13 protein-coding genes and 3 pseudogenes are annotated in these 12,884 nt (G+C 50.3%); 6 read left to right on the top strand and 10 right to left on the bottom strand.

Annotation, left to right across the window (positions count from 1 at the left end):
- Nucleotides 1-14 precede the first annotated feature (14 nt).
- From GT3570_RS06995 to GT3570_RS06985, 3 genes are all read right to left on the bottom strand, one after another.
- Entirely contained in the window at nucleotides 15-1,316 is a 1,302-nt protein-coding gene (locus GT3570_RS06995; RefSeq protein ID WP_020756901.1) for an ammonium transporter, read from the bottom strand.
- Nucleotides 1,317-1,491: 175 nt separating this feature from the next.
- Complete coding sequence (locus tag GT3570_RS06990) at nucleotides 1,492-1,899, bottom strand: VWA-like domain-containing protein (protein WP_014195627.1); 408 nt, start codon at nucleotides 1,897-1,899, stop codon at nucleotides 1,492-1,494.
- 153 nt (nucleotides 1,900-2,052) lie between these two features.
- A complete protein-coding gene (locus GT3570_RS06985) occupies nucleotides 2,053-2,241 on the bottom strand; it encodes a YozQ family protein (protein WP_014195626.1) in 189 nt (62 codons plus the stop codon).
- A 154-nt stretch (nucleotides 2,242-2,395) separates the two neighbouring features.
- Between GT3570_RS06985 and GT3570_RS19050 the strand changes: the two genes are divergently transcribed.
- On the top strand, nucleotides 2,396-2,524 hold the full coding sequence (locus tag GT3570_RS19050) for a hypothetical protein (RefSeq protein ID WP_014195625.1): 129 nt from the start codon (nucleotides 2,396-2,398) through the stop codon (nucleotides 2,522-2,524).
- 15 nt (nucleotides 2,525-2,539) lie between these two features.
- Nucleotides 2,540-3,052, top strand: coding sequence for a YndM family protein (locus GT3570_RS06980; RefSeq protein ID WP_013145584.1), 513 nt, complete (start codon nucleotides 2,540-2,542; stop codon nucleotides 3,050-3,052).
- Nucleotides 3,053-3,390: 338 nt separating this feature from the next.
- Here the strand turns inward: GT3570_RS06980 and GT3570_RS06975 are convergent, their stop codons facing one another.
- Nucleotides 3,391-4,581: a toxic anion resistance protein gene (locus GT3570_RS06975; RefSeq protein WP_014195623.1), complete on the bottom strand. Its 1,191-nt coding sequence runs from the start codon at nucleotides 4,579-4,581 to the stop codon at nucleotides 3,391-3,393.
- A 2-nt stretch (nucleotides 4,582-4,583) separates the two neighbouring features.
- Nucleotides 4,584-5,228, bottom strand: coding sequence for a 5-bromo-4-chloroindolyl phosphate hydrolysis family protein (locus GT3570_RS06970; RefSeq protein ID WP_014195622.1), 645 nt, complete (start codon nucleotides 5,226-5,228; stop codon nucleotides 4,584-4,586).
- A gap of 159 nt (nucleotides 5,229-5,387) precedes the next feature.
- Here GT3570_RS06970 and GT3570_RS19045 point away from each other — a divergent pair, with 159 nt between their 5' ends.
- The gene (locus GT3570_RS19045; protein WP_020279162.1) at nucleotides 5,388-5,516 is read left to right on the top strand and encodes a hypothetical protein; all 129 of its coding nucleotides are present in this window, start codon (nucleotides 5,388-5,390) and stop codon (nucleotides 5,514-5,516) included.
- A gap of 20 nt (nucleotides 5,517-5,536) precedes the next feature.
- A complete protein-coding gene (locus tag GT3570_RS06965; protein ID WP_014195621.1) occupies nucleotides 5,537-6,199 on the top strand; it encodes an SIMPL domain-containing protein in 663 nt (220 codons plus the stop codon).
- Here GT3570_RS06965 and GT3570_RS06960 read toward each other — a convergent pair.
- From GT3570_RS06960 to GT3570_RS06945, 5 genes and pseudogenes are all read right to left on the bottom strand, one after another.
- Entirely contained in the window at nucleotides 6,189-6,938 is a 750-nt protein-coding gene (locus GT3570_RS06960) for a zinc ribbon domain-containing protein (protein ID WP_062898577.1), read from the bottom strand. The genes GT3570_RS06965 and GT3570_RS06960 overlap by 11 nt on opposite strands.
- Before the next feature lie 134 nt (nucleotides 6,939-7,072).
- A pseudogene (locus tag GT3570_RS06955) lies at nucleotides 7,073-7,627 on the bottom strand (MFS transporter); the annotation flags it as partial.
- A 153-nt stretch (nucleotides 7,628-7,780) separates the two neighbouring features.
- Entirely contained in the window at nucleotides 7,781-8,836 is a 1,056-nt protein-coding gene (locus GT3570_RS06950; protein ID WP_062898576.1) for an RNA-guided endonuclease TnpB family protein, read from the bottom strand.
- Between the two features lie 4 nt (nucleotides 8,837-8,840).
- Nucleotides 8,841-9,247, bottom strand: a pseudogene (tnpA, locus tag GT3570_RS17840) (IS200/IS605 family transposase).
- Between the two features lie 144 nt (nucleotides 9,248-9,391).
- A pseudogene (locus tag GT3570_RS06945) lies at nucleotides 9,392-9,715 on the bottom strand (MFS transporter); the annotation flags it as partial.
- A 356-nt stretch (nucleotides 9,716-10,071) separates the two neighbouring features.
- Here GT3570_RS06945 and GT3570_RS06935 point away from each other — a divergent pair.
- Both GT3570_RS06935 and GT3570_RS06930 read left to right on the top strand, forming a co-directional pair.
- Nucleotides 10,072-11,208 (top strand): IS110 family RNA-guided transposase, encoded by a 1,137-nt coding sequence (locus GT3570_RS06935; RefSeq protein ID WP_062898574.1) that lies wholly within the window; start codon nucleotides 10,072-10,074, stop codon nucleotides 11,206-11,208.
- 406 nt (nucleotides 11,209-11,614) lie between these two features.
- Nucleotides 11,615-12,751 (top strand): IS110 family RNA-guided transposase, encoded by a 1,137-nt coding sequence (locus GT3570_RS06930; RefSeq protein ID WP_020959521.1) that lies wholly within the window; start codon nucleotides 11,615-11,617, stop codon nucleotides 12,749-12,751.
- Nucleotides 12,752-12,884 lie beyond the last annotated feature (133 nt).

Raw genomic sequence — 12,884 nt, 5'->3', positions numbered from 1 at the left:
CTTTCCCCTCCTGGCTACTGCTGGGCGAGGGTCTTGGGCTGATACGCCGGATCGAGCTGTTCCGGATAGCCATAAGAACCGTGCTCGCTAATATCAAGACCTGAAATTTCTTGTTCCGCCGTGACACGCAGCCCGATCGTTTTCTTCAGGGCATATAAGATGACAAACGAAACAGCAGCGACATACACCGCAGCGCCGAGCACCCCGACCGTTTGCACAATCAGCTGATCAAATCCGCCGCCGTAAAACAGTCCAGCCTTCCCGATGCCCGTGATCTCGACTAAACGCGGCGAGGCGAAAAACCCGGTTGAAATCGTGCCAATAATGCCAGCGACACCATGGACGGAAAAAGCATAAATCGGATCGTCAATCCCTTTGCGTTCAAAGTAGATGGATGTCCAGAACGTAAACGACCCCGCCACTGCACCGATCACAACCGCCGCCCACGGTTCGACGAACGCGCACGCGGCGGTAATGGCAACCAAAGCCGCGAGCACGCCGTTGACCATCGCTGGAATGTCCGCTTTGCCGACCAAAATTTTCGCCGTCACAATCGCGGCGATCGCTCCCGCCGCGGCGGCCAAATTCGTCGTCAGCGCGACATAGCCGAAAAATCCGTCGCCAACCGCCATCGTGCTGCCAGCGTTAAAGCCGAACCAGCCGATCCATAAAATCAATCCGCCAATGACCGTATATACTTGGTTATGCCCAGGAATGACGTTTGGAGTCTTATCTTTATTGAACTTGCCGATGCGCGGCCCAAGCAAAATTGTAGCCACGAGCGCCGCAATCGCTCCTTGCAAGTGAACAACGGTCGAACCGGCGAAATCTTGCATTCCCATTTTTCCAAGCCAGCCGCCGCCCCACACCCAATGGCCGATCACCGGGTAAATGGCGATCGTAAAAATCGTGCCGAAAAGAAAATAAACAGACAGTTTCGCCCGCTCAGCGAAGCCGCCCCAAGCGATGGCCAGCGACACGCCGGCAAAGCCGAGCTGGAATAAAAATTTGAGCTCGAGCGGCACATTCGCCCACGACAACGAGTCAAACGTTCCTTTTCCTTCTTTTAAAAACCATCCTTCCGTCCCGATGAAGCTATTCCCAGCCCCAAACGTAATCGCAAAGCCGAACGCCCAAAACGCCAATGAGGCGATGGCAAAGCTTAAAATTTGTTTGCCAGCCACATGCCCGGAGTTTTTCATGCGCGTTGATCCGGCCTCAAGCAAAGCAAACCCTGCCTGCATGCCGATGACGAGCACCGCCGAAAGCATGACCCAGAGTGCATCCAGCCCAAGCGTCAACGTTTTTTCATCCATTTTACGCATCCCCCTTTTGTCATTTATCATCCCTTTTATATGTCATAATATATAACATAAACCAACCAAAAGCAACGCGTGTTTTTGGTTGCAATCGGTTTCAAACACAAAAAGTTTGTTAAATTTCTTAACAAAAAAAGAATGCCCCTCATCACGAGGGGCATTCCTCACAGTGTTACGCCACACGAATGGGCTTGCCAAACGGCACGCGCGGCATATAATCGTCCGGCACAAGCCAAAACACTTCATAGTCGACTTCGAGTTCTTCATAAAAATAGCCGGTTACATCGGTAATGTAAAACAACGTATCGATTTTTTGCGCAGCGGCCCATTCCAACACTTCGGTGTACGACGATTTCCCGTGCTTGAAATATTTAATCGTCGCCACGCCAACCGGAGAGACATCGCGAATTTTAAAATCCGCTTGGACGAGCAGCGTATCCGGACGCAGCTTTTCAAACAGCTTCACAATGTTTTGAATGAGCATTGGCCGCTCCGGACGGTTTGATGTGTCGATCGCCAACGCGATGGAATGGTCTTTCCGCTCTTTGAGCAACGCCAATAAAGCCCGCTGCCATCTCACGATGATCATCCCCCTTATATCGGTGAATCGCCGTGCGCACTACTAGTATAGACGACGATGGGGGAAAGTACGAACTGTTTTTCTTTCCTTTTTCCCCTCCCGTTTCACAAACATAAACCAAAACGCCAAGGAACAGCTCCTTGACGTTTCTTACTACTGCGAAAGGGGGATGTTCGAACCATTTTCTTGATTCACTGCCGCCTCAATCGTTCCTTCTGCATACACATCGCTTACCTGTTCGCGCGTCTCAGAGAGCGCCTCATACACAAACGACTCGTCCCCGCCATCTGCCGGATCGTATTGCTGCCCCGCAATCGCAACGGGCCGTTTCTTTTTCGTCATCCACCATTCCTCCTACATGAATGCTGTTTCGTGATTAGTGTGAAAACAAGAGCGAAAAATGAACAGAGGAAGTTTATGGATGATGAATGCATATAGAAAGGCAAACGTGGCAAACTAACGAATAAACAACGATCAAGAGAGGATGATAGCCCCGATGAGAAAGCCAACACGAAACGACAGCGTTGAACAGCAACAAAAAAAGCAGCAACCGGACAAAGACAGGGAAAAACAGCCGGGATGCGGCGATAAAAAACTAGAAGGTCCAAACCATCCAGCAGAATAAAGGCGGCGAATCCCAATGAGACATTTGCTTGCGTTAGTGCTGAAATATTTGCTGACCGCCACGGTGATGTTTGCCATTTTACCGCTGTTTTTGCGCATTTCATCGGCAGAGATTTTATGGTTCAGCCTTTGGCTGACGCTTGTCGCCTATGCGCTCGGCGACTTGTACGTTCTGCGGCGCCTTGGCAACGTCTCAGCGACGATTGCCGACTTTGGACTTGTGTTTGTGGCGGTATGGATCGGCATCGGCGCGTTTTATGACATCGCCGGCGCCGCCATATTAAACGCGGCGTTTTTCTCTGCTCTGCTTACAGCGTTCGGAGAATTGCTGTTTCACGCCTATGTGCTGCGATTTGTCACTGTCGAGCACGGTGAAAAAGACGCCCCGCTCATCGGCCGCCAATGGCAAACGGAGGCGGCAGAAGAGTTTGATGTCCGCGCCGCCCGCCCGGACGGCAACGATCGTGAACGAGCGGAACAAGAGGATGAACAGCATCATCAAGAGCCTCCCCATCCCCCCATCCTATGAAGGAGGAACAAATGTTGGCGGCTGCAGTCTGAGACGCCAGCCGCTTCTCCTTCCTTCCAAACAGGGCTTCAACGTGAATGACTCCACCTTTGTTTGGAACATTCAATGGCTGCATCTCCACTTCGTTTTGGGTTGCGCCCTGTACAAAAGGGAAGTGGGGGAGCTTCAATTGGGAAATCATAACACAGATGGCGAACGAAAAAACGGGTGTCTTCTCGTTCGCTAGACACCCGTTTCGCATGAGGATCTTTGGTTTTTCGGCGCTTTCTTCTACAGCCATGGGCGGATCCATCGGACGTTTGGCCGCAAGCCGAAACAGGACGATCTCCTATCCGCCCTTATTGCTCCGGTCGCTTCAGCGCAAGCAGCGTCTGTTTCAATTCCGCTTCCATCGCCGCCAGCTCGCGTTCGGCCTGCTGCCGTTTTAAGCGGCCTTCCGCTTGGATTTTCAACGTTTCTTCGAGCGTAGCGATCAAATTTTCTTGTGTTCGCTTCAACGTTTCGATATCAACCAAGCCACGCTCGTTTTCCTTGGCGATTTCGATGCTGTTTGTTTTTAACATCTCCGAATTGCGCAATAACAGCTCATTCGTCGTTTCGGCGACCTGCTTTTGCGCCGCAGCCGCCCTTTGCTGCCGAAACAGCGTCAAGGCAATCACGACTTGATTTTTCCAAAGGGGGATGGCATGCAAAATCGACGATTGAATCCGCTCGACAAGCGTTTCGTTCATATGCTGAATCATGCGGATTTGCGGTGCCGTTTGAATCGTCACTTGCCGGCTGAGCTTTAGGTCATGCACCCGCTTCTCAAGCCGCTCGGCAAACTGCCGCAAATCCTGTACATCCTGCCATGCCATTTGGTCGCCGGAGCGCTCCGCTTCCGCTTGCTTTTCTGGAATCGTCTTCGTCCGCAGCTCTTCGAGTTTGTATTCCGCTGCCGCAATATAAATATTGAGCGCTTCAAAATAGTCTTTGTTTTTTTCATAGAGCGTCTCAAGCATCATGATGTCGCGAAGCAACAAATGCCGGTGCTTCTCAAGCCGATCAGCGATTTTGTCAATTTCAACGCCGATTTTTTGGTATTTCGCCACCATCTCTTGCAGCGGCTTGGCCACTGCGCCGAACAAGCGGGACAGCCACCCTTTTTTCGCCGGCATTAGGTCATCGGGGTTGACCTCCTTAATTTTGGCCATCAGTTCGCTGATCACTTCGCCGACCGGCCCAGCGTCTTTCGTTTGCACATGATGCAAAATCGCATGAGAAAACTTCGACAGCTCGGCTTGCGCCGCCACACCGTATTGCAAGACGGCCTGATGGTTGGCCGGGTCGATTTGTTTGGCGAGCGCAAGCGCTTTTTCCCGATGCTCAGGCTTCAACGCATCAAGCGCGCGCGCCGGCTTTTCTTCCTCCTTGAGCCGCGATTCGGCCGGCGAAGAAAACGGCTTTGCAAGCAGCTCATCAAGGGAACTTGTCCGTTCCAGCCCTTGCAGCCAATCCGTCGATTCCATCCCGTGATTCCGTTCGTCCATCGTCATTCTCCTTTCTTTGACAGCGGCAGACGAAGCCCATCCGATTGTCGGAGCGATCGCTCGAGCCATTTCGCTTCCGTTTGCAGCGACCAGATGTCGTTCGATAACACCTCAAGCAACTGCCGTTCAGCCGCTGAAGTCAGCTCGTCAAGCACTCTTTCCGTCTCCTGCAACGCTTTTGCCATATCGGCGCTTTGCACCGGCTGCTGCGCCAAATAAACGTATTTCTCCACCATCTCCACCGCCGTCGGCCATTCGTTTAAGAAAAATGGCTGGGCGAGGCGCAGTTGATGTGGTTGTTGCTCGATGGCGCGAATGATTCGATCGACGATGGCACTCAACCGGGAAACCGTTTGCCACATCACCACAGAACGAAGCCGATAGCGAGCGCGACGCAGCCGCTTCCATAACGCGCGCGCTTCGCCAAGCTGGCTGCGAACGTAGACAAGCTCCTCAGCGGACACATCAGCCGGCAGGCGATGATGCCGCCTTTTCATGATGGCGGACACCCCCCACATCGCCCCCATTCCGGATAAAATCGAAGGCCAAAAGCGAAAATCAGCAGTGATGAATACGATCACCGCGACGATGACCCCTGCGTTCCATGAGACAAACCAACGCCATATCGTACGAAGCAGCTGCTTCATTGTCCCTCTCCTTCTTTATCTTTTCTTTCATTATAGCATGTCCATTCCATGATACGTACAAGCGCCCAAAGAAGTTTCATCGCCAACTGGACGGCGCGCATAGGACAATGGCCGTTTCGAATAGGCTATAGTAACAGGGCCATCGAAAGGGGAATCGGGATGAAAGCGATGAATTGGCAGCTTGTCTCCTTTGTCGCGATCTCGCTGTTGAAAGAATATTGGTGCTATGCCGGACTGCCGCGCGTCTACTATTGGCAGGCGGCGGATGATGACAAAAAAACTGCCTAACAGCAGAAGGAGGGAACACGATGCAGCCTTGGCACCGCCCCACACCGCCAACCGCCTCCCGCGCCGCACTGACCGTCACCGGCCAAGGGACAGTCATCGCCAAGCCAGACACCGTCCTCATTGCGCTCGGGGTGCGCACCGAACACGTCCATATTCAAGAAGCGCTTGCTGACAACGCGAAACGCACCGACGCAGTCATTGGAGCACTCAAGGCGCTTGGCGTGCAAACAGAAGATTTGGAGACGACGGCGTTTTCCATCTATCCCCAATACGAACATCACAATGGAGCCGACGTATTATCCAGCTATGGAGTCGAACATTGGCTTGAAATCACCGTCCGCGACCCTAAAAAAGCCGGCGCCATTTACGAGGCGGCCGTTGCCCATGGAGCAAACCTCGCCCGCGGCTTGGAATTCCGTCTAGCAAACGAACAAGCCTATTACCAGCAGGCATTGGCGTTGGCCGTGAAAAACGCCAAAGAAAAAGCGCTGGCCATCGCCCGCGCTCTCAGCTTGCCTCTTTATGACACGCCGATTGAACTGAAAGAACAGTCATCGATCCGGCCGACGCCATACGGTCCGGCTGTTCTCAGCGTTCCCTCATCAGCGCCGCCTGTGCAGACGCAAGATGTTGTCATTACCGCCGTCGTGGAAGCGGTATTTGCTTATTCGTTCATTTCGTGATGTCGACTTCATGGACACGAGCGCCGCCAAACAGCTCGACGCGGGTGGTTTTCTTTTTCCCGTTCGAATGGACGATGGTCACAGCGTACGCGCCCGGCAAATACGGGCCGATTTTTTTGACAAATGGGTCTTTCGTCGCCTCCTCTTCCGTTTTCACCCCATTGACGACAAGCGACGCCTCCGGATCATCGACGCGCACATGGAGAAAATAGAGGGCTGGCTCAAACACATACCGGTCCTCAAACACATGAATCGTAAACACCGGCGGGTAAGATGTCAATCCTTTAATATACACGTGGCCGCTCTTGCGCTGGCGGGCAAACTCCCGATCTAGCTGTTTATACGCTTCTGGGTGCCGTTCCACATACACGAACAACGGCGCCAACGTTTTCTCGTTGATCGGCACGCTTTCCTCCGTCACCCGCAGCATCGCCTGCAAAGCGGCCACATCGCGGTCTTCGATCGCATCTTTTAAACGCATAATGGCCATTTCTCGGCTCGCGGCCGTCTTCAACGCCCCATACCCGCTCCAAAGAAGCGTGCTCGCCCCCCACAGAACGACGATGGCGACAAGCAGCCAGCCGATGAGACGGTATTGCTTTTTTCTCCTCTTTTCCCGAGACAAAACGCGCGCCTGCTGCCTCTTTTCGCTGCGCGCCAACGCCGCGGCGCCGTTCTGACCGCCGCGGCTTCCCGTTTCCCCCTCAATGGCATCCGGTTCGAACACGCGCGGTTTCATGAGCGCTTCCCCTCTCCTTCTCGCTGCCTAGTTCCACTTTATGTCAGAGACAGGGAATATATGTTACACGAACAACGGTGCGCTTTTTATTATACCCGCCTGAGCGAAAAACGGATAGCCGTTTGCACCGCCCATTATCGCGAAAACGAAGCGTTCGGTCGCTCCATTCGCCGCCCGACTTGTTGAAACATCCAGGCGTATAAGGCCGCGCTTCCTAGCGCCAGCATCCCAAGGACAACAAACGTCCATGCATAGCCGATCCATTCCGCCGCGGCGAGCGACAGCGGCGCCAACATCCGCCCAATCGTAAAACGGAGACTGGCGGCGGCAAAATATTGGCCGCGCATCGCCTCCGGAGCCAAGCGGGAAATGAACGACTGCTGCAAGCCAGCTGTCATCAACTCAGCCAGCGTAAACAGCGCCATGACCGCGATCAATCCGAGCAGCGAAGACGTTTGACTAAACAGCCACATCGAGATGCCGTATAAGACGGATGAACCGACAAACGCCTGCCGCTCCGAGTAGCGAGACATCCAACGCGTCACAGCCACCGTGCATAGTGCGACCGACAGACCGTTTTCGGCAATGAGCCAACTAAAGGCGCTCGCGCCGTCAATCGTCCATCCTGCCAATGTTTCGGCTTCGACCGTTTCTTTTGTATATACCGGGATCAGCAAGTCAAGCTGTTTGACACTCCGCACGGCTAAAGCCGTGGGATTCTTGGGTCATTCGCGTCCTCATCCATTTCTGGTTCGGACCACGCCCAAGATCAGGGGTGTGTCATCACCCCGTCCCATCGGGTTAGAATGTACCCCGATGGGCGGCGCACCCAGTGCGCTAGGTTAGGCGGCGAAGCCCGAAATTGCTTTGGCGATGTTGATGGCGCCATTTAAGTCGGCGTGGAGGGTGTATCCGCATTTTTTACACTGAAAGTGGATGCCATTGCGATTTCCCTTTTCCCGATGTCCACATTTACACGTTTGGCTCGTGTAGGTCGGCTTCACCCACTCCACCCGAATACCCGCCATTTCCGCTTTATAGGCAATCATCATTTGCAGTTGACGAAACGCCCAAGAGTGAAGGCTTCGCCCCGCTTCTTTGGCCGATGTTGCCCGTTTCCGAATGCCCGTCAACTCTTCCATTCGAATCACGCCAACACCGTTGGCGAGCGCAAAATTCACGATTTGACGGCTGATTTTGTGATTTTGATCCTTCATCCAGCGGGACTCTTTACGGCCGATTTTGCGAATCATATGGAGCTTCTTGGCTTTTCCTAATCTCCTTCGCAAAGCCGCATATCGTCGGCGTACAAAGGCGCATTGGTTCCCTTTGAAAAACCACGATTTCGTTCCCACGCTGGCAACAGCGAGATAGCGAAGTCCAAGGTCAACCCCCATCACCTTTGTTTCGTGTCGCGGCTTGACTTCAAAGGTGATCGCGATCGCCAAGCACCATTTCTTTCTCTTTTTGTAGAGCTTGGCCGCCCCTTGTTTGGCGGTTCCGTTCAACAATCGATTCAGCCATGCTTCTTGATAGGGACGCGTGACCACCGGCACACCGACTCGCTTCTCTAATGTTGGGAATGAAACGGTGTAGAACTCTCCTTTCTTTTCCACCTTCACGTTTTGATTGTTAAAGCAACACCATAATGTTCGAAACCTCTTTGTTTTCTGGTTTTTCTTTTGGGACTTCACTTCTCGAATCGTTTGATTCACGACGGCGGAAGGAAATCGTTGTGACGAAAACGCTTTAAAAATTTTACTCGTCGCTTGATTCAGTTCTGGATGATCCAACAGCCAATTCGCAAACTCTGTGTTCACTTCTGTCATCCGTTCATACATTTCCTGTTTGACTTTCGTTGGGTTGTGCAGTTCCAGCCTTAGCGTGATCGTCGGCATGGATTCACCCCCTTTTCTTTTGAGATTCCACATAGCGTTTGATGATTTCACTTGATCCATTCCCTGCTGTACTCACGAAGAAAGAGCGTGTCCAAAGACTTGGCAGATGAGACAAGTGTTGAAATTCTTCCCTTCATCGTCGGGAAGTCACTCCTTTCACTTTTGTCATCATATCTGATGGAGAATCAGAAGGGAGGCCATTCAAGAACAAATGACAATGATCAGGCATCACTTCCATAGCAAGAAAGCAAGAATAATCCAATCATTCTCTTGGCAAATTTCTTCTACTAACTGCCTGAATCGCTCTTCCACTTTGTTCACTAACACTTTTCTTCGATAACGCGGGCAAAAAACAAAATGGTAGTTAATTAAAGATACAGTTGTTTTCGTTCTTCGATATTTTTGTTCCATATTATTAATTGTATCAGTTTAATGGTCATACTCAAACAATTAAAGATAAAAAATGGTTGCTCTAAGCAATCCCATGAAGAGATTACCGAGCAACGCCGTCTTTCATCCCACGATTCAAACCGTGGGCTTTCAGACGGCATTTTCTGTAAAACTAAGAAATCCAACAAACGGCGACGACCACCACGGGGAGCTGGCCAAGGCGAAAACGAAAAACGCCGCCCCCTGTCCGTAGGCGGATAACACCATCATCCGCTTGCGTCCGAATACATCAGCACAATAGCCGCCCATTAAATTGGTGATGACCGAGAACAACTGCGAAACAATCAACAACAACCCCGCTGTCTCTTTGCCAAAGGCATCGGCAAAATAAATCGATATAAACGGAAAAAACATCCAAAAGGTCGTATTCATGAGCGCCTCGCCAAACAGGCGCACTTTTAGGTTGCGGTCCCAATCGCGTATTCGCATCCGCTGTCCCCCTAATCTTTCGTCTTTCGAATTTCTTTGGAAATTATATCATATTTTTATAGGGGATCGGAGAAATATTTTTCAAATAAAACATCCATGAGAAAAATTTTCTCTCCACCCATGCATGAAAATCAGCCCCTCCTTCCCATAATGAATGATGAACGCAAACGGATAGAAGGACGTTCTTTTTAATGGTGGTTCGACCCTGTGAATAAAACTGCTCGAGCCCGTTTGGTGCACCACCCATTGTGAGCCCTTTTCTGATGGAAAAGGTGACTACGAACAGAAAAATGCCTAGCACACAAACGGACTCTCTGTTTGCGAAATTCATCATCAACGAAAGGAGTAGAAAACGAATGGAGGTTCTTTATCCTCGCTGTGCAGGTTTAGATGTTCATGCAGAAACGATCGTCGTTTGTGCACTAATGGAAGAGGAGGGGCAAATTCAGAAAGAAATCGAAACCTTTCCTACGTTCACAAAGGATTTGTTTCGTCTTTTCAAATGGTTAGAAGATCGTGGAATTACTCACCTTGCGATGGAGAGTACGGGAGTGTATTGGAAACCAGTGTTCAACATTTTAGAAGACTATTTTGACATTACGCTAGCGAATGCCCAACGAATCAAAAATGTACCAGGAAGAAAAACGGATGTATCCGATGCAGAATGGATTGCCAGATTGTTGCGCCATGGGTTGATCGAAAAAAGCTTTGTGCCACCTTCGGATATTCGGGAATTACGAGATTTGACCCGTTTGCGAAAAAAATGGATGGGACAATTGACCGCCGAGAAGAATCGCATTCATAAGGTATTGGAATGTTCGAATATTAAACTCAGCACGGTCATTTCGGATATTTTCGGAGCATCTGGTCGGAAATTACTTGATCGTTTAATGAAACAAGGGTATATCGAAGAATGGGAAATCGACGCTTGCCTTCACGGAAGAATGAAAGAGAAAAAGGCGCAAATTCAAGAGTCACTCTTCGGAACGTTAACCGAACACCAATTGTTTATGATTCGACAATCATGGAAACACATCGAGTATTTGGAAAGCTTGATTCAAGAGATCGATCAACGCATTGACCAGTTACTGCAATCCTATCAACAGGAGGTAGAGCTTTTAATGACCATTCCTGGGGTGAAGAAAGAAACCGCCGCCGTCATTATCGCAGAAATCGGAGTGGATATGGGACAATTCCCGACCTCCCAACATCTGGCTTCGTGGGCTGGGGTCGCACCGGGCAATCACGAAAGTGCAGGAAAACGAAAAAGTACGCGAACAACAAAGGGCAATCCTCATATCAAATCCGCCTTATGCGAGGCGGCATGGGCGTTATCCCGATGTAAGAATCAGCGTTTGGCGGCAAAGTTTTGGTCATTGAAAGCACGAAGGGGAACAAAAAAAGCACTCGTTGCGATCGCGCACCGAATGCTTGTCACCATTTACTGCATGCTTTCCCGAAAAGAACCGTTTTGGGGACCACAAGTAAGTTAGTATAGCCAAAATGAATACAGAATATACGAGATGCCTAAAAATAAGGCACCTCTGCTTTCCTGTTGTCTTTTTTGGTCATTTGTAGTATATCCACACGGATCCCGAGGTATACATCTTCGGCCATGGTCATTTGATTTTCACAGAAAACATCCATGAGTAAATTTTACTCCCCACCCAGGCATGAAAATCCATCTCTCCTTCCATAATGGAGGATGAACGCAAACAGTTTGGAAAGACGTGCTTTTTAATGGTGGTTCGACCCTGTACAAAAAACTGTTTGAGTCCATTTGGTGTTCCACCCATTGTAAGCCCTTTTCATTTGGAAAAGGTGACTACGAACAGAAAAATGCCTAACGAACAAGTGGACTCACTGTTTGCGAATTCATCAATGGAAGGAGTCCGGATCATGGATGTGCTTTATCATCGTTGCGCAGGTTTAGATGTTCATGCCAAAACGATTGTCGTTTGTGCGCTTTGGGGAGAAGAAGACCACATTCAAAAGGAGATCGAAACGTTTTCGACGTTTACCAAAGACTTGTTTCGCCTCCTGAAATGGCTCGAGGATCGAGAAATCACTCATCTAGCGATGGAGAGTACGGGGGTTTACTGGAAACCGGTCTTTAACATTTTAGAGGACTACTTTGACATTACCTTGGCCAACGCTCAGCGAATCAAGAATGTCCCAGGGAGAAAAACGGATGTATCCGATGCGGAATGGATCGCTAAATTATTGCGTTATGGACTGATTGAAAAGAGTTTTGTGCCACCCGCGCCAATTCGAGAATTGCGGGACTTGACCCGTTTACGCAAAAAGTGGGTGGGTCAATTGATTGCGGAAAAAAACCGAATTCATAAAGTATTGGAGTGTTCCAATATCAAGCTGGGTACGGTGATTTCCGACATCTTCGGAGTATCGGGCCGAAAACTCTTGACCCGTTTAATGGAACAGGGGTACATCGAAGAAGCCGATATCGACGCTTGCCTTCACGGAAGAATGAAAGGGAAAAAGCAACAAATTCAGGAATCGCTCTTTGGGACATTAACCGAACATGAGTTGTTCATGATTCGCCAATCGTGGAAGCACATCGAGTATTTGGAAAGCTTGATTCAGGAGATGGACCAACGCATCGACCATCTCTTACAACCGTATCAACAGGAAGTGGATCTTCTGATGACGATTCCTGGAGTGAAAAAGGAAACCGCCGCCGTCATCATCGCCGAAATCGGAGTGGATATGGGACAGTTCCCGACACCGCAGCGCCTCGCTTCTTGGGCTGGGGTGGCCCCGGGAAATCACGAAAGCGCTGGAAAACGCAAAAGTACACGAACGGTAAAGGGTAATCCTCATATTAAATCCGCGTTATGCGAGGCGGCATGGGCGTTATCCCGATGCAGGAATCAACCGTTGGCGGCGAAATTTTGGTCATTGGCGGCTCGCCGGGGAAAGAAAAAAGCACTCGTTGCGATCGCGCACCGAATGCTTGTCACCATTTACTGCATGCTTTCCCGAAAAGAACCGTTTTGGGGACCACAAGTAAGTTAGTATAGCCAAAATGAATACAGAATATACGAGATGCCTAAAAATAAGGCACCTCTGCTTTCCTGTTGTCTTTTTTGGCCATTTGTAGTGTATCCAAACTGATCACAGGATATACAGAGTTGACCGGGTTTTATGG

Source organism: Geobacillus thermoleovorans (genome assembly GCF_001610955.1).
GTDB classification, from domain to species: domain Bacteria; phylum Bacillota; class Bacilli; order Bacillales; family Anoxybacillaceae; genus Geobacillus; species Geobacillus thermoleovorans.
The sequence above is the reverse complement of the archived record's forward strand: the minus strand, read 5'-3'. Positions and strand labels throughout refer to the sequence as shown.